The organism is Lysinibacillus sp. BPa_S21 (genome assembly GCF_023337795.1).
Classification (GTDB): Bacteria; Bacillota; Bacilli; order Bacillales_A; family Planococcaceae; genus Lysinibacillus.
On the sequence record NZ_JALIRS010000005.1, the window covers coordinates 224213 to 245410 of the forward strand.

At 39.0% G+C, this 21198-nt stretch carries 18 protein-coding genes; 9 read left to right on the forward strand and 9 right to left on the reverse strand.

Annotated features, from left to right (window positions below):
* Positions 1-370: 370 nt before the first annotated feature.
* From MOK21_RS12640 to rpoN, 3 genes are all read right to left on the reverse strand, one after another.
* The gene (locus MOK21_RS12640; protein WP_249074336.1) at positions 371-2017 is read right to left on the reverse strand and encodes a sigma-54 interaction domain-containing protein; all 1647 of its coding nucleotides are present in this window, start codon (positions 2015-2017) and stop codon (positions 371-373) included.
* A gap of 172 nt (positions 2018-2189) precedes the next feature.
* Positions 2190-3605 (reverse strand): amino acid permease, encoded by a 1416-nt coding sequence (locus MOK21_RS12645; RefSeq protein WP_249074337.1) that lies wholly within the window; start codon positions 3603-3605, stop codon positions 2190-2192.
* A gap of 748 nt (positions 3606-4353) precedes the next feature.
* The gene (gene rpoN, locus MOK21_RS12650; RefSeq protein WP_249074338.1) at positions 4354-5691 is read right to left on the reverse strand and encodes an RNA polymerase factor sigma-54; all 1338 of its coding nucleotides are present in this window, start codon (positions 5689-5691) and stop codon (positions 4354-4356) included.
* A 276-nt stretch (positions 5692-5967) separates the two neighbouring features.
* On the opposite strand from rpoN, the gene MOK21_RS12655 reads away from it, so the two are divergent.
* The 5 genes from MOK21_RS12655 (at position 5968) to MOK21_RS12675 (ending at position 11067) form a co-directional block, all read left to right on the forward strand.
* The gene (locus MOK21_RS12655) at positions 5968-7122 is read left to right on the forward strand and encodes an acyl-CoA dehydrogenase family protein (protein WP_249074339.1); all 1155 of its coding nucleotides are present in this window, start codon (positions 5968-5970) and stop codon (positions 7120-7122) included.
* Positions 7119-8195 carry an acyl-CoA dehydrogenase family protein gene (locus tag MOK21_RS12660; RefSeq protein ID WP_249074340.1) on the forward strand — a complete coding sequence of 359 codons (1077 nt, stop codon included), beginning with the start codon at positions 7119-7121 and terminating at the stop codon, positions 8193-8195. The genes MOK21_RS12655 and MOK21_RS12660 overlap by 4 nt, the downstream gene beginning before the upstream one ends.
* A gap of 47 nt (positions 8196-8242) precedes the next feature.
* Positions 8243-9049, forward strand: coding sequence for an enoyl-CoA hydratase/isomerase family protein (locus tag MOK21_RS12665; protein ID WP_249074341.1), 807 nt, complete (start codon positions 8243-8245; stop codon positions 9047-9049).
* A gap of 20 nt (positions 9050-9069) precedes the next feature.
* A complete protein-coding gene (locus MOK21_RS12670; protein ID WP_249074342.1) occupies positions 9070-10212 on the forward strand; it encodes a CaiB/BaiF CoA transferase family protein in 1143 nt (380 codons plus the stop codon).
* A gap of 87 nt (positions 10213-10299) precedes the next feature.
* A complete protein-coding gene (locus tag MOK21_RS12675) occupies positions 10300-11067 on the forward strand; it encodes an IclR family transcriptional regulator (RefSeq protein ID WP_249074343.1) in 768 nt (255 codons plus the stop codon).
* Between the two features lie 393 nt (positions 11068-11460).
* On the opposite strand, the gene MOK21_RS12680 is transcribed toward MOK21_RS12675, so the two are convergent.
* From MOK21_RS12680 to MOK21_RS12695, 4 genes are read right to left on the reverse strand one after another with little or no spacing between them, the layout of a single operon-like run.
* Positions 11461-12045 carry a 5' nucleotidase, NT5C type gene (locus MOK21_RS12680; protein ID WP_283164688.1) on the reverse strand — a complete coding sequence of 195 codons (585 nt, stop codon included), beginning with the start codon at positions 12043-12045 and terminating at the stop codon, positions 11461-11463.
* Complete coding sequence (locus MOK21_RS12685) at positions 12042-13127, reverse strand: FAD-dependent monooxygenase (RefSeq protein ID WP_249074345.1); 1086 nt, start codon at positions 13125-13127, stop codon at positions 12042-12044. The genes MOK21_RS12680 and MOK21_RS12685 overlap by 4 nt, the downstream gene beginning before the upstream one ends.
* Entirely contained in the window at positions 13124-14233 is a 1110-nt protein-coding gene (gene ribD, locus MOK21_RS12690; protein ID WP_249074346.1) for a bifunctional diaminohydroxyphosphoribosylaminopyrimidine deaminase/5-amino-6-(5-phosphoribosylamino)uracil reductase RibD, read from the reverse strand. The genes MOK21_RS12685 and ribD overlap by 4 nt, the downstream gene beginning before the upstream one ends.
* Before the next feature lie 14 nt (positions 14234-14247).
* Positions 14248-14979 (reverse strand): GTP cyclohydrolase II, encoded by a 732-nt coding sequence (locus tag MOK21_RS12695; protein ID WP_249074347.1) that lies wholly within the window; start codon positions 14977-14979, stop codon positions 14248-14250.
* A gap of 273 nt (positions 14980-15252) precedes the next feature.
* Here MOK21_RS12695 and MOK21_RS12700 point away from each other — a divergent pair, with 273 nt between their 5' ends.
* The 4 genes from MOK21_RS12700 (at position 15253) to MOK21_RS12715 (ending at position 19162) form a co-directional block, all read left to right on the forward strand.
* The gene (locus MOK21_RS12700; protein ID WP_249074348.1) at positions 15253-15888 is read left to right on the forward strand and encodes a GntR family transcriptional regulator; all 636 of its coding nucleotides are present in this window, start codon (positions 15253-15255) and stop codon (positions 15886-15888) included.
* A gap of 282 nt (positions 15889-16170) precedes the next feature.
* Positions 16171-17370, forward strand: coding sequence for a quaternary amine ABC transporter ATP-binding protein (locus tag MOK21_RS12705; protein WP_249074349.1), 1200 nt, complete (start codon positions 16171-16173; stop codon positions 17368-17370).
* On the forward strand, positions 17363-18217 hold the full coding sequence (locus tag MOK21_RS12710) for an ABC transporter permease (RefSeq protein WP_249074350.1): 855 nt from the start codon (positions 17363-17365) through the stop codon (positions 18215-18217). The genes MOK21_RS12705 and MOK21_RS12710 overlap by 8 nt, the downstream gene beginning before the upstream one ends.
* Before the next feature lie 69 nt (positions 18218-18286).
* Positions 18287-19162 (forward strand): glycine betaine ABC transporter substrate-binding protein, encoded by an 876-nt coding sequence (locus tag MOK21_RS12715; protein WP_249074351.1) that lies wholly within the window; start codon positions 18287-18289, stop codon positions 19160-19162.
* Between the two features lie 1054 nt (positions 19163-20216).
* Here the strand turns inward: MOK21_RS12715 and MOK21_RS12720 are convergent.
* Both MOK21_RS12720 and MOK21_RS12725 read right to left on the reverse strand, forming a co-directional pair.
* Positions 20217-20531 carry a DMT family transporter gene (locus MOK21_RS12720; RefSeq protein ID WP_249074353.1) on the reverse strand — a complete coding sequence of 105 codons (315 nt, stop codon included), beginning with the start codon at positions 20529-20531 and terminating at the stop codon, positions 20217-20219.
* On the reverse strand, positions 20531-20872 hold the full coding sequence (locus MOK21_RS12725; RefSeq protein ID WP_249074356.1) for a DMT family transporter: 342 nt from the start codon (positions 20870-20872) through the stop codon (positions 20531-20533). Before MOK21_RS12725 ends, MOK21_RS12720 begins: the two co-directional genes overlap by 1 nt.
* Positions 20873-21198: the final 326 nt, after the last annotated feature.

Sequence of the window (21198 nt, forward strand, 5' to 3'; positions counted from 1 at the left end):
CGGGCCAACACGAGGTTGGTCACGAAGGCGTTATCACAGGATGTGATGTTCTTAGCCTTCGTTCCCCTATCGCTGATCCCCAAGGAGTCGCCCAGCCTCCACTCCAATCAACTTATATTATGGGTATACATTTCAACAAAATCATTCCTTTCTTTTGGTAATTAGTGAAAAAATCAAACGGATCTTATTGTTACTTCACAAAACTGCAAAAATGAAAAAGAGGCACTTTCTTTGTTGAAAATGCCTCTTTTCTTCGATTTCTATTAACATATTAATAATGCATTTCATCATTTCTCTTGTATTAATTCGCAAGTATTGCGATATTACAATTTATGGAGTATGAATGAAATTTTGATGCAAAAATACATCACTAGTCCTTATATGAAATTTGTTTCGTTAATTGGAATTTTTGTATTTTACGTACTAACGTTGACTGATCACAACCAAGTGATTTAGCAGCCTGCCTGATACTTGGATAGTTGGATAATGCTTCTTTAATAATTTGCTTTTCGAACGAGGCTACTTGCTCCTTTAAAGAACCACTAAATTTTGGCGTTACAACTTGTTCCTGATGGTTTTGAATTTCTACAGGACTTTCTAGACTACGTGTAATAGTAGGGTTACTATCTAACTCTTGTTGCACAATATAGGCTGTTATTTCTGGCTGCGTTGCCAGCAAGCAAATGCGCTCCACCATATTTTTAAGTTGACGTACATTTCCTGGCCAATCATAAGACTCTAATATTTTCATTGCAGATGACTCAATCGTTCGATGGATGCCATACTTTTCTTCAACAACGGCTAAAAAGTGGTTGACTAGTGGGATGATATCTTGACGACGTTGTCTTAATGGAGGAATATCAATCGGTATAATATTTAAACGATAATATAAATCCTCACGGAAATGACCTTGCCTCACCATCTCTGCTAAATTTCGATTTGTCGCAGCAATTATGCGTACATCGATAGGGATAGGTTTTCCACTTCCTAGACGCTGAACCTCTGATTCTTGGAGTACACGTAATAATTTCGCTTGCAGCTGTAAGGGCATCTCTCCAATTTCATCTAAAAACACTGTACCACCCGATGCAATCTCAAATAACCCTGCCTTACCACCTCTTGACGCCCCCGTAAATGCTCCTGCCTCATAGCCAAAAAGTTCAGACTCTAATAAATTCTCAGGGATTGCACTACAGTTAATTGTTAGTATTTGCTTATCATGACGTCTGCTATTTCCATGAATGAGCTTTGTTATTTCTTCTTTCCCTACACCCGATTCACCACCAATTAAGACAGTCGAGTCTACCTCTGCGACTCTCATAACACGCTTTACAACCTGCATCATCTCTGAAGACACAGCTATTAAACTACTTTTTGTTATTTCTTTATTATGTAAGACCTGTAGCTTATTTTTAAAATTCTCGTTTTGAACTTCTAATTTTTTTATTTCTTTCTCTAACCGTTTTAATTGTGTCATATCACGAGTAATGGCCACTACGTATTGTAAATCACCGTACTCATCAAATATTGGCTTACCAGAAACTAAAAAGCATTTGCCATTAATGAACGTCTGCAAAATCGTTACTTTTTCTTTTGATTCAATTACTTTCATCGAGATGGAATCACTCATCAATCCTTCAGCGATTACGTCTTTTGCATATCTCCCCATTAAATCAATGCCAACAATTTCAATATCAATATCATTTTGAAATAAAATCTTGCCATCACGATCACATACTGTCACACCGTCGGAAATAGAGTTTAACACTTTCATTGACAATGGGTTCATAAAGTCAATATAGCTATACTGCATAAATGGTTTAACATGAAATAAACAACCTTGTGAAGTTTCGACTACATGAATAAAATTTCCTTCTAACTCAAAGGTTTCAGTTCCTTTACTATATGTACTGATAATTTTTTCAAGCAGCTCTATTTGAATATCACTTTTCATCATGACCTCACCATTTTTCACAATAAAAAAATGCTCATCTTTATGTAGTTGAGTTATCGACATATAGTTCACTCCCTTTCGAACTTTAAACATTCTTCATCCGTAAATACAAAAAAATCCGCTCTTTCTACGGGGCATCTTGTACGTCGCAAAAGAACTTAAAACATCCTTTACATTCTTTCACGGTCTGATATCTCGCAGAAATATCGCGAATTTTTTGTATTTTATAGTTATTCTACTCCGAGGCTAGCTTTTCCTCTATTTGCTTTGCTGATCTTGTCGACAACTTTCTCATAATCATAAACAACACAATTGAGCCAATTAATACTAATGTACTTAAATAGAATTGTGGACGTAAAGATTCAATGAGCGCTTGGCACAAATAAACGACTGTTAAAATACCAATTGTGACATACGATAGATATGGGAATAGCCACATTCTAATCGATAATGGCTCAACTGAAACTTTGTCATAGTAACGTCGGAAACGAATTTGAGAAATAGCAATAAAAATATAAACGGCAATCATTAATCCCCCAACACAATTCCCTAAAAAGTAAAAAATAACTTCAGGTGAAATAAAGTATAACATCGCACAAATATACGCTACCGCTGTACTACCAATAACAGCCGGAACAGGAACACCTCGGCTATTTTTTATTTGCGAGAATACTTTTGGTGCATCGCCTTGCCGTGACATTTCAAGTAACATCCGCGAGCTTGTATAAAGAGCAGAATTCAAAACAGAAATTAGTGAAATAAAAATGACTATTTGTATAAGTTGAGCAGCAATTGGAAGCCCCGCCATTGATAAAATATTCGCATAAGGCGCTGCCAATGTTTTTGTATCATTCCAAGGTATAATTAAAACCATAATGGCTACTGAACCTACAAAAAATAAACCTAATCGAAAGACAACATTACGAATGGCACGGACAATGTTTTTCGCTGGATTTTCAGACTCTGCTGCCGCGATGGCTGCAACCTCAGCACCACAAATCGAGAAAATAACAAAGACAATGGCCGTAAAAATAGGAACAATCCCATTCGGTGCAAATCCACCGAATTCTGTTAAAATACCTAATCCCTTCGTTTCATAATTTGGCCAGATTCCTAAAATCATGGCTATACCAACTACTAAAAATACAACAATAGCAGTAACCTTAACGAAGGACAGCCAATATTCAAATTCACCAAATGATTTTACTGAATAAATGTTAACAATTGTCATTAATAATGTTATGCCCACGCTTCCAAGCCATGTTGGGATCATCGGAAACCAATTATGCAGCATTCCCCCTATGAGTGCTGCTTCTAATCCTACAATAAATACCCAGCTTGCCCAATAAAGCCAACCTACTGTAAACCCTGCCCATGGACCAATATACTTCCCTGCATAGGAAGCAAATGAGCCTAGCTCTGCATTCCCTCCTGATTTCTTTCCTAATACAATTTCTCCTGCTGCCATTTCTCCAACCATTTGCATGATCAGCACTATGAGTAAGCATGCAATTGCATACGAAATTACCGCTGCCGGACCGGTACTTAAAATATTTTTCCCTGTCCCAACAAAGAGTCCTGTGCCAATAACCCCCCCAATGGAGATCATTGTAATATGCCGTGTTTTCAATGATTTTTGCAAAGCCCCCATTAAACCACCCCTTTAGTGTTATGTAGACATTTACTGCTAGCCCCTTCCTCTAATTCAATGTCTACCGTTTAATTAGCAAATTTGATGCCAAACTTACAGAATTACAGAAAAATTCAAAATTTTTACCACGTCGATTATTGTCACTAAAAATTGTCTTAAAATGCAAGGATAAGGATGTTTGGACGCCAAAAGAAGTTAATACGTATTCCATGTATAAGATGATTGGAGTGAAGGCTGGGCGACTCCCCGGGGATCAGCGATAGGGGAACGAAGGCTAAGAACATCACACCCTGTGATAACGCCTTCGTGACCAACCTCGGTGCTACTGCTGACGTTTCGCTTTCACACATATGAAAACCTTTTACATCTGTTGGTCCGAGCAACGCGAGTGAAACGGGGAGGGGAACGAAGGCTAAAGGCATCAGTCCTGTGATAACGCCTTCGTGACCAACCTCGTGCTGCTGTCGCTGGTTAACACTACGCTTTCGCGCAAAAAACATCTGTTGCCCCGACGCCCCCAGGAAGCTCTGCTCTGTAGCGAAAGCGGAGCGACAGCAACAATTGTTTTATCTGTGCGAAAGCGAAGCGACAGCAACAACAAAGCGCCCAGCCGGAACGGAAATCAACCTCACGCTATGCTGATGAGCTTTAATTTACTTTGTTAGGAAAATCTACGAATCTCTTCATATGCGATTTTCAAAATTTGATGCAAAAACACATCATTAACTGTTTATTTACATCACCTAAACTATCCAAATACTCGATTATATGAGCTCATAATATTCATCTCTTCCCTATACTTTGCTACTGTCCGTCTGGATATTTGGATACCCTCAGCACTTAACGTGTTTGTAAGCTGCTGATCCGTTAAAGGCTTTTGTTTATCCTCTGTTTCAATTAACTCTTTGAGTCGCTTTTTAATATACATAATCGAATCCATTTTTCCAGAAATATTCATAACGCCTTTTGTAAATAGCGTTTGTAAAGCATACACACCATGGGGGGTTTTCATATATTTTCCACGAACAGCTCGACTAATCGTTGATACATGTAGATTTAACATGTCCGCTACATCTTTTAACCGCATAGGCTTCAATGTCTCAATGCCTTTATGGAAAAAATCCTCTTGCAATTCCACTAGCAATCTAGCTAATTCATACAATGTTTTCTCACGCTGCTCTATTCCTTGTAATAATAACAGAGCATCTTTCATTGTATCTTTAAAATACGTTTTACAATTCGGATCGTTTTTTAGCATTTCAACATAATGCTTATCGATAGTAACAATCGGCAAATATCCACGATTTAATTGAATCAGCCATTCCTCTCCCTGTCTTTCCACTTCGATTTCTGGCATGACATATGGAATCGTTTCGAATTTATCTCCTGTCGTCACTGGTTTTAAATTTTTTATATAGTCGACAGTTTTCTTTACGTCATGTAGAGATGTTTTATACTTTTTACTTAACTGTTTAATAGCTTGTGCAGCCACTAGCTCTAAATCCGCTTCAATAAATCGAGAAGCTAATTTCGGTGCAAGCTCATCATTGTCTACCTGAATGAGTAAATACTCCTTATAATTACGTGCCCCTACCCCTATTGGCTCGAAAGTTTGAAGTAAGTCCAATAGTACTTCTACATGCAAAACATTTGTATGACATTTCTTTGCAACAATTGCTAAATCCACATCTAAAAATAGACGCTCATCTAAGGATTGAATTAAAAACGTTAAAATTTTCAAATCTAAAGAAGATAGATTTTTATGCATAGGGACTTGTTCCATCAAAAACTGCTCATAGCTTTCTTTCACAGCAAACTTCATCTCAATAGCGTTAAATGAATGCTGTTGTGGTGCATTATATCTCGCAGAATAACTTTTATCGGAATAACTTGCTAATTGCATAATGTCCTCATATTGCGTCTTTACTGACGCATCGGTAACAACTAATAGTGGGTTTTCATTCCCCTTATCATAAATATACTGTTCTAACTCATTTGTTGAATATTGCAGTATTTCTAAATGCTGTACTAATTGTGGTGATAAAACTTGCATTAATTTTTGGGAAGTTTTGATAGCTAATTGCATATCCCCTACCTCCAATACAGAATTTTCTACATAGTAACATTTTTATGCTGTGTTTTTCCATTTTTTCAACAAAATTTATTTTATACATAGCTCATTACTAAATTCCTTAGAACAGTGGAAGACAACGCCAAAAGTCGGAACGGAAATCAACTACACGCTTCATAAAATTTTCTAATAATTCCAAAAAAGTAATTGACTACAGCTATAAAGTGGTCATAAAATACACATATACAATAATGGTTACCACATTACGGTAAAATTTAAAGGAGTGATCAAATGTTTCAATTACCAACTGTGCAATTTACACAAGAGCAAGAGCAATTTCGTTTAGATGTTCGAACGTTTCTACAGGATGAATTAGCAAAAGGAACTTTCACGCCTAAATGTGACTCTTGGCTAAGCGGAGATGACCCTGAATTCTCTAAATTAATCGGTCAAAAAGGCTGGATTGGCTTAACTTGGCCTAAACAATATGGCGGCCAGGAGAGGAGCACCATTGATCGATACATTTTAACAGAGGAATTTTTAGCCGTTGGTGCACCGGTTGCTGCACATTGGTTTGCCGATCGCCAAACAGGACCACTTCTTTTACGATATGGAACAGAAGAGCAGCGCGAATATTTCTTACCGAAAATTGTGAAAGGTGAATGCTACTTCGGCATCGGTTTAAGTGAACCAAATAGTGGATCTGACCTCGCTTCAGTTAGCACACGTGCTGAAAAAGTAGAGGGAGGATGGATCGTCAACGGTCAAAAAATATGGACGAGTAATGCACATCTTTGCCATTATATGGTGACTTTAGTCCGTACAAGTCCTTTTGATGGAAAAAGTAAGCATGCAGGGCTCAGTCAGTTGATTGTTGATTTACATGCGGAAGGTATCACTATTGTTCCAATCAAATTTTTAACCGGCGAACATCATTACAATGAAGTGTTCTTTGACAATGTTTTTGTCCCTGACAGTATGGTTGTTGGAGAGATCGGTAATGGCTGGGCTCAAGGCTTAGCAGAGCTTGCCTTTGAGCGTAGTGGTCCAGAACGAATATTGAGTACATTCCCATTAATCGATGAGCTTATTCAGGAGTTAAAGCGCCAAAACAATTTAGAAGGGTTACAGCAAGCGTCTAAAATAGTAGCTCGTCTTTGGGGTCTACGTAATTTGTCCATTGGAGTTGCCCAGCTTTTAGAATCCGGTAATGGTGATGACGTATCTATTCCTGCTGCACTTGTGAAAGCACTCGGTACGAAATTTGAGCAAAGTATTCCTGAAATCACACGCTTAATCATCCAAACTTATCCAACACTTGATGCGCATCGTAAAATCGATCGCTTTATGGCTGAATCCATTTTACATGCACCAGGTTTTACTATTCGAGGAGGAACGTCAGAAGTACTGTATGGCGTTGTAGCGAAAGGGGTTGTCGCTCAATGAGTGAAATGAAAGATATGATCGTTGACGTTGTAGAGCGCATGTTAAAAGAAAAAGTCGATAAAGAGTTAGTCGATACAGTTGAACAAGGACATTGGGCACCAGAATTATGGGAGTTATTGAAAGAAAACGGGATGACTGATGTAGCCATTACAGAAAAAAATGGCGGTGCTGGTGGTGACATAGAGGATTTATTGAATATTGTTCGCTTAACTGGTAAATATGCTGCACCAATCCCATTTACAGAAACAACATTTGCAAATTATTTATTGGAGTTTACTAATTTACAAGTCATTGAAGATTTGGCTACGTATATGCTCTGCCCTAACCAAGCTTTTTCTTTAGAAAATGGCAAATTAACGGGAGAGGCCATACAAATTCCTTGGGCACGTCATACAAAACATTTAGTAACACTTGCAAATAGTACAGAGGGTACTCATCTAGTAGAAATAGATTTAAGCCAAGCAGAAATAAAGCTAGGGTCGAATTTAGCAGGCGAGCCGCGTGATACTGTGATATTCCAGCATGCTAAGGTTTCACAAGTTTCTCCTGTGTTATCTTCTGACGACGTTCACGCTATAACAACACTCCATTCAGCGTTTCAATTAGCTCTGATGACTGGTGCCATCGATAAAATAAATGATTTAACAGTTCAATATACGAAAGAACGTGAGCAATTTGGTCGACCGATTCATCGCTTCCAGCTCGTTCAGCAGCATATAGTGCAGTTAGCAGGTGAAACGGCGATTGCCCTAGCAGCATTTAATAATGTAACCGAAGCCCTTCAGATGAACAATCAAAACAGTGAGGTTGCTTACGCTCGCATTCGTTTCGAAGAAGTTATTCAAGCAGTAACAACCATTTCGCATCAAGTACATGCTGCAATTGGTACGACACACGAGCATAGTTTACATCAATTTACACGCAGACTTTGGTCATGGCGCGATGAAGGAACGAGCACCTCGTATTGGACTAATTTGGTCGCAACTCAACTACTAGAAAATAGCGGAGATAGTCTATGGGAATATTTAACTTCGTTTAGCTCTAACTCTCCCCTTCTTAAAGTAGAAGGATAAGAACTTAATAACCATTTGTAACAAACTACTAATAAGGAGTGTTAACAATGACTGATTTACTTTTTGATGTGCAAGACCACGTTGCCACAATAACATTAAATAGACCTGAGGCGTACAATGCTTTTAGTGAAGGAATGATCTCAAAATGGATTGAAGCGCTTGAAAATGTTCGTGATTCAGAGGATATTCGTGTCGTCATCGTAAAAGGGAATGGAAAATCATTTTGTGCTGGTGGAGACATTAAGGCGATGCAAGCTGGTGAAGGATTTTTCCAAAGCGAGGACGATATTTCTTCTACAGGTTTAGCGCGAAAAAATTCACTTTGGAAAAAGATTCAGCGTATCCCCCTACTTCTTGAAGAAATCGATAAACCCGTTATCGCACAGGTACACGGGTTTGCCATGGGTGCAGGACTTGATATGGCCTTAATGTGCGATATACGGATTGCTGCAAAATCTACAAAGATTTCTGAAAGCTACATCAACGTTGCAATTGTGCCGGGCGACGGTGGAGCATATTATTTACCAAAATTAATCGGTATCGATCAAGCATTGGACATGTTCTGGACAGCTCGTGTATTAACTGCTGACGAAGCAAAAGACAAAGGTGTTGTGACATTTGTTGTTGAAGACCATGAGCTTGAAGAATACACATTGAATTATGCAAAGGAATTAGCAAGTCGCCCAACGACAACATTGCAATTCATTAAACGTGCTGTTTATCAAAGTCAACGAATGGATTTACGTTCTGCCCTTGATTACATTTCATCACAAATGGCTATTGTAACAGAGCTAGATGATTTTAAAGAGGGTGTCAACGCAGTTGTAGAAAAACGTAAGCCTGTTTATAAATGACGTGTGAAGGAGGAAGAACGATGCAACCTCTTGCAAATATTCGAGTGTTAGATTTATCGCGTGTTTATGCTGCCCCTGCCGGCTCCATGATGTTGGCAGATTTAGGAGCAGAAGTCATACGCATAGAACATCCAAATGGCTCTGATAGTATGCGTGATTGGGGGCCATTTGTAAATGGTCAGAGTACGTATTATTTATGTGCCAATCGCAATAAAAAATCGATCACATTAGATTTAAAGACAATAGATGGCAGAGAAAAATTTAAAGAACTTGTCAAAGATGCCGATGTCGTACTCGAAAATTTTAAAACGGGGGACATGGAGCGAATGGGACTCAGCTATGAGGAATTAAGAAAAGTGAATCCTAGAATTATCCATTGCGCTGTTACAGGATTCGGTCAAACAGGTCCTCTTGCACAAGAACCAGGCTTCGATCCAGTTATTCAAGCAATGAGTGGTTTAATGCATGTCACAGGCTCACCTGAAGGAGAAGCGACAAAAGTCGGTGTCCCTATTGCAGATATTTTAACATCTAATTATGTCGTCATTAGTATTTTAGCCGCCTTACGAATGCGCGATCAAACCAATACAGGGCAATTTATTGACTTAGCTTTATTAGACATTCAGATGAGCAGCTTAGCAAATGTAGCAAGCGCTTATATCAATACAGGCTTTATCTCAGAACGTCTTGGCAATCGTCATAATAATGTTGCGCCCTATCAAGTATTTAACTGTGCGGATGGCCCCTTAATGATTTGCGTTGGGACAGATGGTCAATTTAAAAAGTTTTGCACGATGTTGAATCGTGCAGAATGGGCCGATGATCCGCGCTTTGTCACAAATACAATGCGCAAGCAACACGAAGCGGAGCTAGTTCTGATGATCACTGACATGACCATGACAAAAACACGGGATGAATGGATTACCTTATTGCAACAATACAAAATTCCAGGCGGACGTGTGAACACGATTGCGGAAGCACTAGAACAACCGCAATTTAAGGCCCGCGACATGATTGGTGAAATAGAGCACGAACAATACGGGACAATCAGATTCATCAAAAACCCGTTAAAGTTCTCTGATTTAAATATTCAATATAAACAAGCTCCTCCGATACTTGGAGAACATACAAATGATTTTCAAAAGTCCACTCTACAACAATAAAATTACGCTATAATATAGATAAAATATATTTCAGAAGATAAATCCTCCGGCGGTTGTCGAAGAAAATTTTATTACGTAGGTGACGGGATGAATCAGGAGATTTTCGAAAAAAACTATACAATGTCATCGCTGCACAAAGCTATTAAAGTATTAAAAGCTTTCTCAAAAGATGAACCAAACCTTTCCCTAACAGAGTTAAGCAAAAAAACAGGGATCAGCATTTCGAGTTTACAGCGTTTCGTCTCTACCTTTGTGTACGAAGGCTTTCTTCACAAAGATGAACGTACTAAGCGCTATCAATTAGGTCATTCACTTCTGTATTTAGGTAATTTAGTAAAAGAAGAATCAAGTCTACTTATTGTCGCAGAGCCTATTTTAAAAAAGTTAAACGAAGAAATCGGCGAAAGTGTTTCCATGAATATTATTGATGGCTTGGAAAGACGATGTATTGTAAACTACGATTCAACATATCCGCTGTCAACGAAAATGTTTGTAGGTGACACCTCTCCCCTTTATGCAGGTGCATCATCTAAAATATTGCTCGCATTTATGCCGAATGTTGAAGAATATGTAGAGAATATAAGTCTTGAATGTATCACTGATAATACTATACTTTCAAAAGAGCAGCTGTTAACGGAATTAAAGCAGATCCGTTTACAACGGTTTGCGAAAAGTAATAGTGAACGTGTGCGTGGAGCATGCTCTGTATCTGCACCGATTTTAAATGCATCCAACCAAATAATTGCGTCCGTGTCACTTGTTATACCAGAAGTACGCTATAGTGACTATGATGAAAATTTATTAATTGACACTATTCAAGGCGTTGCATTAGAAATCGAGAAGCAATTGTATTGATAAAAACAAAAAAATAAACCCGAATGGATTCACTTCAATTGAAGTGCTTTCCATTCGGGTTTTTTGCTTTAATTATTTTTGCCTGGAATCGCTGATAAAATCATGGAACCGCTGATAAATTGTCTGAAATCGCTGATAACATCTTGAAATCCGCTAATAATTTACCTGGAATCGCTGATAACTTCATGAAAACGCTCATCATCTAAATTTGTGGCTGATTTTTATTAAAAATCTGACCTTATTAGTTGATTGGAGTGGAGACTGGGCGACTCCTTGGGGATCAGCGTCACAGATGAGACCCTGGAGCGAGCAACGCGAGTGAAGCGGCTCATCGGACGCCCCCAGGAAAGCGCCCAGTCGGAACGGAAATCAACTACACGCTATGATGAGGAGTTAATTATTTACCAATCTTACGAAATCATCCCAATGAGTTAAGCGTGGCAGTTCAACATGCTTGTTATACGATTGATTTTTTAAAATCACTTTTGTATTCACATCTTGCAGTGTTTCTAATACAGCTGGTTTATCATCCACATAAACATCTAAAGCTAGCTCTTTGATGATTGCTACTTTTTCTGTATCCTGCATTCCACAGAAAAAGTGACCTTCTGTGATAGGAAATCCTTGTGCTTTCATCCATGCTTGTGTTTGCTCACAATACTGTTTAGGACGTGAAGTAATATAATAAATGTCATGTCCCTGCTGTGCTAAAGTGTGGAGCACCTCTAATGCTCCCTCAAAAGCAGGACAATCTGTAAAATAAATTTCCGCTAATAACCGATTCCACATCGCCGCTCCTTCAGCATCTGTTAAACCAAAAGGTTCGTGAATTTCAACCCTTTGCAAAGTTTTAAATACTTCTTGCGTAACATTTTGACCAAGTTTTTTATTATAGAGCTCAAAGGCGTGTGCTCGTAAATCAATGAGTGTATCATCTATATCAAAACCAAATTTCATCTTGTTCTTTCTTCCCTTCAAGAAGCCATGTTTATGAAGTTCACCGCAAATGTTTGCTCTTTTTCAATTTGCTTCGCTAATACTTCGTCAATGGCCTGCTCGCGCATTTGTTGAAAATCTTGTACGTTAAAATGAGCAAGCGTATCTTTATTTAAGAGTGATGCTAGACACTCTGCATCCTTGAGTGCACTATTGAGTCCAAATGCTCCAGTTGGTGTCATCGTATGAACAGCATCTCCTAACAAGACAAGGCCCTTTGTTCCCCAACTGTAACAGTGACTACTAAAGACATCCAGTAAAACAAAGTCATGCCAAGATGTGATATGTGTCTTCACTGTCTCTGCTAACTCTGGAAATGCCTCTGAAAGCTGATTGATAAACGGTGTAAAGGTTTGTTTTCTCAGCTGTGGAAAACTTCCCTGATGAATATTCCATCCAATTTGAATAAAGCCGCCTACCTGCGTAAACAATGATAGCTGCATATCCTCTATTAATGCCATTTTAATAGATGGCTCCCATCCATCGGGGGCAGGAATTTTTGCCCAAAGTAAGTCAAAGCCGTGTTTATGCTTTTGAATCTCAATATTCGCTTCTTTACGAATCGTTGAGTAACGACCATCAGCACCGATAATTAACTGACTACTAATTTCAATTGTCTCCCCATTTTTCGAAGCAATGACACCTGTATATCTGCCCAAAGAATCAACTATGAGCTTCTTTACCTTCGTATTCAGGAAACAAGAAAAGTGCGGAAAATGCTGCGTTTCTTGTAAAATTCCCTTTAATAGATTTGCTTGCGGCACATGAATTCCCAAATGCCCTACAGCTTCATCAGGAAGAATGGTTTTAAATGCCCTACCTTCTACGTAATATTCAAGCTTTTCCATACGTAATAAGCCGAGCTCCTCGACTGCTTCAAAAAGCTGATGACTCTTTAAAACAGCCTCACCCTCCTCATTTAAATGTTCACCGCGGAATGCCTGCCCTAGTGCTGCGTTTTGTTCCAGTAGTATTACGGAAAGACCCTTTTTCGCTAGTAAGTGCGAAAGCAATGCTCCACCCGGCCCAGCTCCTACGATACAAACATCTGCTTGATAATTCACTTTTCTTCACCAATCTTTGGATAAGCAATAATACGTAAATCTTGCCCAACCTGCTCAAACGAAGCAAATTCCACATCCAATGCTTCATCCATGGAGGCTGGATTTTGACCAGCGATAGGTGTTAATGATAAACGACCGCCAAGAATCTTCGGCGCTATGTAAATCATATATTTGTTAATAGCACCTTGCTGTAAAAATGAAGCGTTGATGGTACTGCCACCCTCTACTAAAATATCCGTAATGCCATATTGATATAATTTTTCAAGCATATCATCAATAACAAGCCCCTCGGAATTATGTCGAACTGGCAATACTGTTACGCCTTTTTCCTCAAATGCCGTTATTTTTTTGGGATCGGCATTCTCACTACATACAATAATTGTTTTTGCTTCTTCTACACACAAAACATTGGCATGAGCTGGTGTACGAAGTGAACTATCCATAATAATGCGCACAGGATTTTTCCCGTACTGTTCTTTTAATCTTGTCGTTAAAGATGGATTGTCAGCTAAAACAGTACCCACACCAACTAAAATACCATCCACTTCATGTCGAATACGGTGTACATCCTCACGAGCTGCTTCACCTGTTACCCACTTGGAATGTCCTGTATGAGCAGCTATTTTTCCGTCTAAAGTCATCGCATATTTTGCCAAAACAAATGGTCGTTTTGTCAGCATATTATGAATAAAACGTTCATTTAAACGGCGAGCTTGCGCTTCCAAAACACCCACCTCTACCTCAATACCTGCATCTCGTAACAATTGAATACCGCGCCCAGCAACAGCAGGATTTGGATCTTGCATCGCTACTACAACACGACTAACTGCTGATTCCTTCACTAAGTTTGCACAAGGAGGTGTTTTTCCATAATGTGAACATGGCTCAAGCGTCACATAGAGTGTCGCACCTTTAGCATGCTCTCCTGCCATTCGGAATGCATGCACCTCTGCATGTGGTTCACCTGCTTTTCTGTGTAAACCTGTTCCAACAATTACCCCGTCTTTCACGAGTACAGCCCCTACAAGTGGATTCGGGTTCGTATTTCCTTTTGCACTAGCGGCAAGATCAAGAGCTAGCTGCATATATTTTTCATCTTTTGTCATCTTTGTTCCTCCACTCACTTCTCTTCGCGCAAATGTCCAGATTTCTCTACTTTCGTGTCTAAATAGAAACGGTTTGTCTCCGTTAATCCTCCCCATAATGGGACATGTCCTTCTGCTGCTAAGCCATGTGCCTGTAATGCGGCAAGTTTCTTCGGATTATTAGTAATCAGCGTAACTGGTTTTGAACGAAGCGCAGTTAACACTGTTATGGCGTCTTCATAAGAACGGCTATCGTCTGGGAAGCCAAGAGCATGGTTTGCTTCAACCGTATCTAACCCCTCTTCTTGTAATAAATAAGCAAGAGATTTCGAGAATAGCCCGATCCCACGACCTTCATGATCGGCTAAATAGAAAATGGCACCGCAACCATGTTCTACAATCATTTTCATTGATTCATGTAATTGGTAACCGCAGTCACAACGCTGGCTGCCAAAAATATCACCTGTATGACAGATACTATGCATGCGAATTAGAGCATCCTCTGCATGTTCAAAGTCTCCATATACCAGCACTGATGATTGTTGTGTAAAAGCTAAATTTGCAGATGCTAAACCATCAATAATTTCTTCTTTTGACAGATTGGCATCTACTTTTAGCCAGTTATACCATTGAAATGTTGCTGAAAAATCGCCCTGTTTTACCGGTAATTTCACTGGACCGACTAGGCAAACACTTTCAGTTTCCGTTTGTTTCACGATTGTCATTTTGTCTTGCACTATATCCAAAACTTTAGTTGTAATTGTCATAATTTCTCCAACCTTCTATTGTTAACAGTTAGCCATATCCACTAACTGAGTACTTTTATTTTCACATAACTTACATAATGTAACTTAGTTTATATTAATAACTAACTACTGTCAAACAACAGCACCTAATTCTATTAAAAATAATGAATAAGAAACAAAATCTGCTTCATGACGTTTTTATCATATACTAATAGCTTATGGAGATGCTATTTTTTCTGTGCAGGCTAGTCTATAATAAGCTGTGGTAACTGTCATGACGAAAGGAAGTTAAGAATGCAATTAGAAAAAAATGTGCAGGTGAAGCAGCCAAAATACCAGCAAATAGCTGTCGATCTGGCCTCAAAAATCGTGGAAAGAAAATATCGAATTGGCGATAAAATTTATGCCAGATCATCTCTAGCTAGCCAATACAATGTCTCTGCGGAAACCGCAAGAAGAGCGATTGCCGTTTTGCAAGATTTAGAAATCGTGGAAGCCTCCAAGGGCAGTGGCGTTATTATTATCTCCTATGAAAAGGCGGCGCATTTTGTAAGGCAATTCCATGATGTTCAATCTGTCCATGAACTTCAGCACGAGCTTATGACTAGCATCCAGAAGCAGCACCAAGAATTAATAAACCTACAGGACAAGACGAAACAACTGATTAGTCGAACTGAGCATTTCCGATCTGTCAATCCATTTATCCCCTATCAATTAGAGATGACAGCTGAAAGCCCTTGTATTCACCAAACAGTACAGGAATTAAATTTTTGGCAAAATACATCTAGCACAATTGTCGGAATTCGTCGTAAAAATGAATTATTACTATCACCTGGTCCTTATGTATCCTTAGAAGAAGGTGATATCATTTACTTTATCGGAAATGATGAAAGTTTTGCTCGAGTTCAGAGCTTTTTATACCCAAATTAAAATCCGCTTAAGCGCTGATATAACAGCGTTTAAGCGGATTTTTTCTCATTTGTCGATTTGACAGAAGTAACAACTCTTTGTTAGTGTAAAGTTGTTACTTGTTCATATTTGGGTATCATTATCCTCAAATAGTATTTATCTTCATTCAGTGGGTGTCCAAACACCTACTGAAAAGAGGAACTGGAGCCTAAGATCGCCATGTCTTGTGGCAATCTATCAGTGCGTAAGTGAAGCAATATCAATTACGCCAAGGCGAATTGATCTACGAAAGGAGTGGTTCTATTGGAAAAAATAAAAGTGGAACATGTTTCTAAAGTTTTCGGAAAACATATTCCCCAAGCATTAGAACTCGTCAAGCAACAAAAAAGCAAGACTGATATCTTAAAAGAAACAGGTGCAACTGTTGGTGTATACGATGCAAGTTTTACCGTAAATGAAGGTGAAATTTTCGTCATTATGGGATTGTCAGGAAGTGGGAAATCAACACTTATTAGACTTTTAAACCGACTAATCGAGCCTACAAGCGGAAATATTTATATTGATGGAGAAAATATTTCTAAAATGGGTAAAGATAGTTTACGTAATGTAAGAAGAAACAAAATGAGTATGGTCTTTCAAAACTTCGGTTTATTCCCCCATCGTACACTTCTTCAAAACACTGAATATGGCCTTGAAATTCGAGGCATCTCAAAAGAAGAACGTCAAGCAAAAGCAGAGCAGGCTCTCGAAAATGCAGGCTTACTTGCTTATAAGGACCAATATCCGAGTCAATTATCAGGTGGTATGCAGCAGCGTGTTGGATTAGCACGGGCACTTGCCAATGACCCTGAAATATTACTAATGGATGAGGCTTTTTCTGCACTCGACCCATTAATTCGTAAAGAAATGCAAGATGAATTACTCGATTTGCAAAGCACTTTGAAAAAAACAATTTTATTTATCACCCACGATTTAAATGAAGCATTACGTATTGGTGATCGTATCGCCATTATGAAAGATGGCTCAATCATTCAAATTGGTACTGGGGAAGAAATTTTAACAAACCCTGCAAATGATTACGTTAAAACTTTCGTTGAAGACGTCGATCGCTCTAAAGTATTAACGGCCGAAAATGCTATGGTTCGACCTATATATGTCAATGTAGATGTAGATGGACCGACCGTTGCACTAAAAAGAATGCGCGAAGAGACGGTTAGTTTACTAATGGCCGTTGATAAAAATCGACATTTAAAAGGCTATATTACCGCTGACGACGCACGGGCTGCAGCTAAAAGACAAGAACAAACGGTACATTCAATCGTTCAATCAGATATGTTGACCGTTCCACCAGATATGCTTTTACAGGATATTTTAGGCATGATTCATAATTCTCCTACTCCAATTGCAGTTGTAAAAGATGAACGCTTACTTGGTGTTCTCATCCGGGGCGTTGTCATCGAAGCACTTTCAACTAGCGATGAGGAGGCAGTTGTACATGAATAATTTTTTAGACGATATCCCAGTTATACCATTGGGACCATGGGTAGAATCCGTTATGGACTGGTTGACGAGTAATTTTTCAGTGTTTTTTAACTTAATTCAAAAAAACGGAAAATTACTCATGAATCAAGTCACTGATTTATTAATAAGCATTCCCCCAATTATCCTGATTTTACTTGTTGTTATTTTTGCCTTTTTTGTTACTGGCAAGAAATTCGGCCTTGCTGCGTTTTCATTAATTGGCTTGTTATTTATTTACAACCAAGGTCTTTGGACACATCTTATGGAAACAACAACGCTCGTGCTGTTTTCAAGTATCATCTCAATCGTTTTAGGTATTCCACTTGGCATTCTAATGTCCAAATCAACGGTAGCAGAAAATGTGATTAAGCCGATACTCGATTTCATGCAAACAATGCCTGGTTTCGTGTACTTGATTCCTGCAGTTGCTTTCTTTGGTATTGGAATCGTACCTGGTGTATTTGCATCCGTTATCTTTGCCTTACCACCAACTGTTCGTATGACGAACCTAGGAATTCGCCAAGTACCAAAAGAATTAGTGGAAGCAGCGGATTCATATGGTAGTACCTCGAGACAAAAACTATTTAAAGTTGAAATCCCTCTTGCCAAATCAACGATAATGGCAGGGATTAACCAAACTGTTATGCTATCACTGTCAATGGTTGTAACTGCCTCTATGATTGGTGCACCTGGACTAGGTCGCGAAGTATTAACAGCACTACAACGTACACAGGTTGGGAATGGCTTTGTTGCAGGTTTAGGTCTAGTTATTTTCGCCATTGTGATAGACCGCTTAACGCAAAGTCTTAATAAGAAGAAAACCGTCTAAAGCTAGAGGTAATTAGATTTACGTTTTGTCGTTTGATACAAAACTATTAATTTACGAAAGGAAGATTTGATGAAACTGAAAACATTAACTAAATTAGGCATGGCTTTAGGGCTTGGCTTGTTGCTAGCTGCATGTAGTGGTGATGATTCAAGTAAGAGCAGTGGTAACTCAAAGGACGTCAATCTAGCCTACGTTGAATGGGATACAGAAATTGCCTCAACGAATGTAGTAGGTCAGGTGCTAGAAGATTTAGGCTACAATGTAACATTAACACCGCTTGATAATGCAATTATGTGGGAGGCTGTTTCAAAAGGGGAAGCAGATGGTATGGTCGCTGCATGGTTACCCAATACACATGCCCCACAATACAAAAAATATAAAGATGATCTAGATGAGCTAGGCGAAAACCTTTCAGGTGCCAAAATAGGCCTAGTAGTACCAAGCTACATGGACGTTAATTCGATCGAGGATTTAAAAAACCAAGCAGATAAAACAATTACGGGGATCGAACCTGGTGCTGGGATTACAGCTGCTACTGAAACAGCTAAAGATGAATATGATAATTTAGCAGATTGGAATCTATTAACATCTTCATCTGGTGCTATGACAACTTCTCTTGCTAAAGCGATTAAAAATAAAGAAGACATCGTCGTAACTGGCTGGTCGCCTCACTGGAAATTCGCTAAATATGATCTTAAATATTTAGAAGATCCAAAAGGTATTTACGGTGGCGAAGAAACGATTAACACTTTTGCTCGTAAAGGTTTAAAAGAAGATCAACCAGATGTATATTCTGTACTAGATAACTTCCACTGGACATCAGAAGACTTAGAAAACGTTATGCTAGAAATAATGAATGGCAAAGATCCAAAACAAGCTGCTAAAGATTGGGTTAAAGATAATGAAGACAAAGTTGCTGAATGGACGAAGGATGTAAAAAAATAAATTTTTAAGCATTGACAGACAACCTACAACGGTTGTCTGTCTTTTTATGTGGGTAAATACCTTTGCTTCGCGGGTATTCTCCCTCTCTTCGCGGGTATTTACCTTCATTCCGCGGGTATTCTCTCTTGCTTCGCGGGTATTTGCCCTGACTTCATGGGTTCACCCTCTTCCGCGGGTATTCTCCCTCTCTTCGCGGGTATTTACCCTCTCTTCGCGGGTATTTACCCTCTCTTCGCGGGTATTCACCCTCTCTTCGCGGGTATTTGCCCTCTCTCCGCGGGTATTTGCCCTGACTTCATGGGTTCACCCTCTTCCGCTATTCTCCCTCTCTTCGCGGGTATTTACCTTCATTCCGCGGGTATTCTCTCTTGCTTCGCGGGTATTTACCCTCACTTCGCGGGTCACCCTCTTCCGCAGGTATTCTCTCTCACTTCGCGGGTATTTACCCTCTCTCCGCGGGTATTTGCCCTCTCTCCGCGGGTATTTGCCCTGACTTCATGGGTTCACCCTCTTCCGCGGGTATTCTCTCTCACTTCGCGGGTATTCACCCTCTCTTCGCGGGTATTTATATCCGTTATGGTAACTTTAAACTAACGAAAACTAAAATAAACATGCCTACACTTATTCCGAAAAGTGCTATTTTCTGTACTAATGAATAGTCTCGGAATTTTTTATTTTGAAAAGCAAGATCAGAAATTATAGTCATTAGAAAAGATACAAAAACAACCTCCAAGACTCTATTAAGATATGAAATATTGAATATAGAAATTGCTATAATTGCTATACATGAAAAGATAAACAGTCTTAAATATGGGTTTTTTAATAATAGCATTTCATCACCTCTCAATTCTCTTATTGATACAAATTTGGTTATTTACACAAATTCCCCTTTTCTAATGGCTATTTTAAAATATGATCTACTACGCCAATTTTATTCATCTTCTAACCCTATAGTTGATGGGAAATTATCAAACAAACTTCCACCATTTTAAGCTTAATGAAAATCAAATATAGTCATCTAGCAACGATTCGACCGATGCCAGATGACTATTCATTAAGATAATAATTTCAAAAATATCGCGGCCCCTAAAACAAGGACTATACAAACAACTCGTCTCCAGTCCTTTGATTCTTTGAAAAACATCATACCGAGTAATGCACCACCAGCCGCTCCAATTCCTGTCCAAATTGCATATGCTGTACCCATTGGTAATGTTTCCATGGCAAATGCAAGGCCAGCAAAGCTCAAGGTAAATGCGAAAATCAATAACATTAAATTTTTCATACTTTTAGCTTCATTATATTTACTAATCATAAAAACACCCATCATCTCACATAGCCCCGCTACTAATAATGCAACCCATGCCATTATGCATCTACCCCTTTCTCTTCAGAATTTCCCGTCACAAGCTTTAAACCGACGACCCCTGCAAGTAAAACGACGATACATAAAATTTTGGCTAATTTCCATGGCTCTCCAAACAATAAGCTATCAGCACATACAGTACCCGCTGTCCCCAAACCTACGAATACTGCATAGACAGTGCCGACCGGTAAGCTTTCTCCAGCCCTAATTAGTAAATAAAAGCTAACAAAAATAGCAATAGCCGTACCCATCCATTCCAATACACTTCCTGCATGCTTTAAACCAATAACCCAACCAACTTCAAAAAAAGCAGCAATTACGACACTTAACCATTGTTTGTTCATTGTGATTTCCTCCATTTTATTGTTAAACACGGATATTGAGCGATTTTCTGTCCTACCTGATCACTTCTTCCACATACCCGATCAGTTTCATGGCCTACCCGATCACTTCTTCAGCATACCCGATCAGTTTCGGGGTCTACCTGATCATTTCTTCACATACCCGATCAGTTTCGGGGTCTACCTGATCACTTCTTCGGTATACCCAATCAGTTTCATGGCCTACCTGATCACTTCTTCGACATACCCGATCAGTTTCATGGCCTACCTGATCACTTTTTCGGTATACCCGATCAATTTCATGGCCTACCCGATCATTTCTTCGGCAT

Coding starts and splice junctions, on each gene's coding strand:
- MOK21_RS12725 (WP_249074356.1), bottom strand. CDS start 20,872: ATGAACAAACAATGGTTAAGTGTCGTAATTGCTGCTTTTTTTGAAGTT.
- rpoN (WP_249074338.1), bottom strand. CDS start 5,691: ATGCAATTAGCTATCAAAACTTCCCAAAAATTAATGCAAGTTTTATCA.
- MOK21_RS12720 (WP_249074353.1), bottom strand. CDS start 20,531: ATGGCATGGGTTGCATTATTAGTAGCGGGGCTATGTGAGATGATGGGT.
- MOK21_RS12675 (WP_249074343.1), top strand. CDS start 10,300: ATGAATCAGGAGATTTTCGAAAAAAACTATACAATGTCATCGCTGCAC.
- MOK21_RS12645 (WP_249074337.1), bottom strand. CDS start 3,605: ATGGGGGCTTTGCAAAAATCATTGAAAACACGGCATATTACAATGATC.
- MOK21_RS12700 (WP_249074348.1), top strand. CDS start 15,253: ATGCAATTAGAAAAAAATGTGCAGGTGAAGCAGCCAAAATACCAGCAA.
- MOK21_RS12660 (WP_249074340.1), top strand. CDS start 7,119: ATGAGTGAAATGAAAGATATGATCGTTGACGTTGTAGAGCGCATGTTA.
- MOK21_RS12715 (WP_249074351.1), top strand. CDS start 18,287: ATGAAACTGAAAACATTAACTAAATTAGGCATGGCTTTAGGGCTTGGC.
- MOK21_RS12665 (WP_249074341.1), top strand. CDS start 8,243: ATGACTGATTTACTTTTTGATGTGCAAGACCACGTTGCCACAATAACA.
- MOK21_RS12670 (WP_249074342.1), top strand. CDS start 9,070: ATGCAACCTCTTGCAAATATTCGAGTGTTAGATTTATCGCGTGTTTAT.
- MOK21_RS12640 (WP_249074336.1), bottom strand. CDS start 2,017: ATGTCGATAACTCAACTACATAAAGATGAGCATTTTTTTATTGTGAAA.
- MOK21_RS12710 (WP_249074350.1), top strand. CDS start 17,363: ATGAATAATTTTTTAGACGATATCCCAGTTATACCATTGGGACCATGG.
- ribD (WP_249074346.1), bottom strand. CDS start 14,233: ATGACAAAAGATGAAAAATATATGCAGCTAGCTCTTGATCTTGCCGCT.
- MOK21_RS12655 (WP_249074339.1), top strand. CDS start 5,968: ATGTTTCAATTACCAACTGTGCAATTTACACAAGAGCAAGAGCAATTT.
- MOK21_RS12695 (WP_249074347.1), bottom strand. CDS start 14,979: ATGACAATTACAACTAAAGTTTTGGATATAGTGCAAGACAAAATGACA.